Genomic DNA, 3,913 nt, shown 5'->3' on the forward strand with positions numbered 1-3,913 from the left:
GCTTTTCTATCTTGACGAGCATAACCATAATATGTTAAAGCTACTGTAATTGATTTAGCACTTGCTCTTTTTAATGAATCGATAAATAATAATAATTCAACTAAATTATCATTAACTGGTCTAGATGTACTTGCTACAACGTATACATCTTTCCCTCTAACTGCTATGTCACTAACTGGCATAATTTCACCATCAGCAAATTTTGTTACTTTTAAAGTTGTTAATGGTAACTTAATAATTTTAGATATTTTTTCAGCTAACTTCTCAGAGTTAGGCATTCCGAATAATAGTGTTTGTGTTTCTTTCATATTGATCTCCTTAATTAACTATGATAATTATAGTCAATTTTTCAGCTTTTTTGTGTATAGAGCTTATTTATTGGTTCAAAAATATAAAAAAATGTAAAATTAAGCTATGAGTAAAGATGCATTATATTGAGATGGCTATTTTATGGCCTTAGCCAAAGTTTCGGCTTTAAGAAGTAAAGATCCAAGTACTAAAGTTGGAGCTTGTATTATAAATGAAGATAAAAAAGTTATATCTTTAGGATATAACGGTATGCCTAAAGGAAATGATGAGTTTCCTTGACAAAGAGAAGGTGATTTAGCACACACTAAGTATCCTTATGTTATACACGCAGAAATGAATGCGATTTTAAATACTTATGTACCTTTAATAAAAGGATCAACCATTTATACTTCGCTATATCCTTGTTCAAATTGTGCTAAAACAATTGTGCAAGCTGGTATAAATACAGTTATTTATGAAGATGACAAGTATCATGATACTGAAGACGCTGCTATTGCAAGAAGTATTTTAGAAAACTCAGGCGTAATTGTAAGACACATTTCAATTGACACAGGAGTAGAAGTTAAAGTTGGTGAAAACAAATTCAGTATTTAATAAAACAGCCAAAACGGCTGTTTTATTATGTTTTTCGTTATTTTATTATGTCAACAAGGACACCTCTATTTACAAAAGTTTTATTAGTTTTACCTCAAATTAATTCAACAAGTTCAGGATAGTCAATAAAAGGATTTCTTAAACCACCTTGGTTTCTTGCTATGGCGTTGTTTCTATCTACTTCAACTAGGTCTACTGGGTCTTTTTTAGATCAGTCTTCATAGCAGTCTAAATATTTCTTTTGGAAGTACGGAAACGCATTTGTGAATAGCACATTTCCGCCTTTACTTAGAGCATTTTGGTGTGTAGCTTGGAAGTAAAAGTATGCTCTGGCTGTGTCCCCTTTAAATAAATCAATAGGTTCTGTCGCTGCGCCTTTTATAACTTTTGTTCCGTTAGCACTTTGAGTTCCTGTAGGAGCATAATAGTGTGGATCGTTCCCTCTATCATTATTAACTTGCTTGTCTGAAGGCCAAACAAAATGGGCGTCATTTCTTGTTGGGGAAACTTTGTTAAATCAAGATTGAGGAATCATATGTTCACGATTGTACATATAGCCTTCTTTTGTTCCTTTATAGCCACGCAATGAACCTTTTGATCCGGTTCCCTCGTAATATCCAACAGGGAATTCATATGGATCAGATCCTTTTTCTACCTCTGAATAAATATCTAAAATAGTTCCATCTTTTTCAAAATATCTATCTATAAATGCTGTTTCATAAGTTTTGTAAAGGTCACCGTATGATTTAATACCGTTTACATATTTTTTTTGATTATTAAAAATTGCGTTGAATAGTTCTTCACCTTTTAAACCGTTTAGAGAACTGTAGTATTTTGAAGAATAATCTGAATTATTATCATAAACTAACTTACCATTGTTTATGTTTGTTCAATCTCTTACAGATGGTAAGGTATATGTTTTATAGTCGTAAGAATTTTGGTTTTGAATTGTTTCTATTTTTTGATTATTAGTTGAATTATCAGCTGAAGTTTGGTTTGATGTGCTAGTGATTTGTTCTTTGTTTGAATTATTTTCTTGTTTTGTAGAGGTTTTATTTTCGCAATTAGCAGAAATAATAACAAATGGTAGAACTGCGGGGATAACTAATGATTTAAGTAATTTATTTTTGAACATTTTAAACTCCTTTATTGGCTTAAAAGCTTATAAATAATATAGCAAAATAATCTTTTTTAGCTTATTTTAAGCATTTTATGAAAAAGTTGCAGAAAAAGTTGCCTACTAAGGCAACTTATTAAAATGTATATTTTTCTGGGTGTTCTTTCATCATTTTAGCAACGAATTCTTTTTTTGGCATTTTGCCGTATTTGCTCATTAATTCAATGCATTCTTTTAATTCTTCGTTTGCTCATTCTTCGCCTTCAAAACCTAAAACTTGTGTTAATCCTGGTTTCTTTCAGTTTTTGTAGTTATTGAAGAATGTTTCAACATCTTTAAGGAATGGTTCTGGAATATCGTTAATTGTTTTAATATGATCTAATCGATAGTCGTCAGCGTGAACTGCTATTAATTTAGTATCTGTTTCGCCTGAATCATTCATTTTCATTGCACCAATGATACGAGCGTTTAATACTACGCCAGGAATGAAAGTTTCTGGGCTGTATAGTAAAACATCTAATTCATCACCATCTCAGTCTAATGCTACCGGAACAAAACCATAATTTGATGGATATTTAAAATTACCTCTTAATATACGATCTACGTGAATTTGACCGTCAGCACGGTCATATTCATATTTAATATTTGAGTCTTTAGAGATCTCAATTTTCATTTCTATAATATTTGACATAGCTAAATTATATTACTAATAATATTTATAGAAAATAAGGAGACATATTTTGCTTTAATATTTGTTTTATTAATGAGTTCTAAATAAAAATAAACAGTTTATATAATCACTCATCCTTATATAAAAAAGTCCGGAATACCGGACTAAATTATTATTTATTATGGACGAGGTGGCATAGGCATATTTGCCATCATTACTTTCATTAGGTCTTTTTGGAATTCACTTAAAATTTTATTGTAATCTACATTTGATATATATAATTCGCCTTCGTAAACATCATATAATGAACTTAAGACGTGGTAAATAAGATTTAAGTTTTCTTTTACTTGTGCTTCATTTTTAAGATTATTACCGAAACGAAGCATTAAACCGAAGTATGTTGCAACGTATCTTTGAATTACAGTTTTAACAAATTTATCTGTTATTTCAAGAACTGCATAAATTTGAGCATCAAATTTAAAGTCAGATTTTCCATTAATTTGTTTATGTAATTCTAATACATCAGTAAAGCTACCAAGATATTTATTGAATTCAGTTTCAGATTTAGGAACTAACAATTCAATTGTTTTTACAGAATGTTCGTAGTATGGTTCAAATGGTGCTACTTTTTTACTTTCTGTTTTTAAAGCTTCAAATTTAGATAAAGCTTCTTTGTGATCTTTAATAATTTGTTCAAGTAATGTTTGGCCATTATTAAGTTCTGTTATTGTATTAGTTGCTTTAGTTGTAATTTCAGCTAATTTTGAAAAGTCTGTTACTTGGTTAAGTTCTGTGTTTAATGTATTAACTTGTTCATTAATTCAAGTAATTTCAGCTGCATAGTCTGCTTTATTATCTTTAGTTTCTAATTCAGCTACTTTGTCACTTAATTTCTTGATTTCAGCTGCTACAGGTTCAATAGCTTCTTCGTGTTTCTTGGTTTCTTCTAATTTCTTTATGTACGTAGGAACTTTATTGTATTTTTCACCTGGAGCATAAGGATTAATTTCGTATTCACCTTCTTTGAATACTACATTGTTAATATCTGTTTTGATTTCTTCAATGTTTGTGTTAATTTCATTAAGAACTGATTGGTAGTTATCTTTATCTGCTTTAGCTTCAATTTTTGCTTGTAATTCTTTATATGGAACAATAACATTGTGAAGAATGTAACCGATAAAGTCTGATGCATCTTTGATTGCTCATCTTGTTTCAAGACCAAA

General features: G+C 29.8%; 5 protein-coding genes. 1 reads left to right on the forward strand and 4 read right to left on the reverse strand.

Annotation, left to right across the window (positions count from 1 at the left end):
- On the reverse strand, nucleotides 1–308 hold a 308-nt coding region (locus T390_RS03930; RefSeq protein ID WP_036436303.1), incomplete at its 3' end, for a ribose-phosphate pyrophosphokinase-like domain-containing protein.
- Nucleotides 309–414: 106 nt separating this feature from the next.
- On the opposite strand from T390_RS03930, the gene T390_RS0103485 reads away from it, so the two are divergent.
- Nucleotides 415–903, forward strand: a complete 489-nt coding sequence (locus T390_RS0103485; RefSeq protein ID WP_027335093.1) for a deoxycytidylate deaminase — start codon at nucleotides 415–417, stop codon at nucleotides 901–903.
- Between the two features lie 37 nt (nucleotides 904–940).
- Here the strand turns inward: T390_RS0103485 and T390_RS0103490 are convergent, their stop codons facing one another.
- From T390_RS0103490 to T390_RS04200, 3 genes are all read right to left on the reverse strand, one after another.
- A complete protein-coding gene (locus tag T390_RS0103490) occupies nucleotides 941–2,038 on the reverse strand; it encodes an endonuclease (RefSeq protein ID WP_027335094.1) in 1,098 nt (365 codons plus the stop codon).
- Nucleotides 2,039–2,156: 118 nt separating this feature from the next.
- Complete coding sequence (locus T390_RS0103495; RefSeq protein WP_027335095.1) at nucleotides 2,157–2,711, reverse strand: inorganic diphosphatase; 555 nt, start codon at nucleotides 2,709–2,711, stop codon at nucleotides 2,157–2,159.
- Nucleotides 2,712–2,869: 158 nt separating this feature from the next.
- Nucleotides 2,870–3,913 (reverse strand): hypothetical protein (locus tag T390_RS04200; RefSeq protein ID WP_036436306.1); only part of this gene is annotated, 1,044 nt, incomplete at its 5' end.

The organism is Mycoplasmopsis felifaucium ATCC 43428, assembly GCF_000687775.1.
GTDB lineage: Bacteria > Bacillota_I > Bacilli_A > Mycoplasmatales > Metamycoplasmataceae > Mycoplasmopsis > Mycoplasmopsis felifaucium.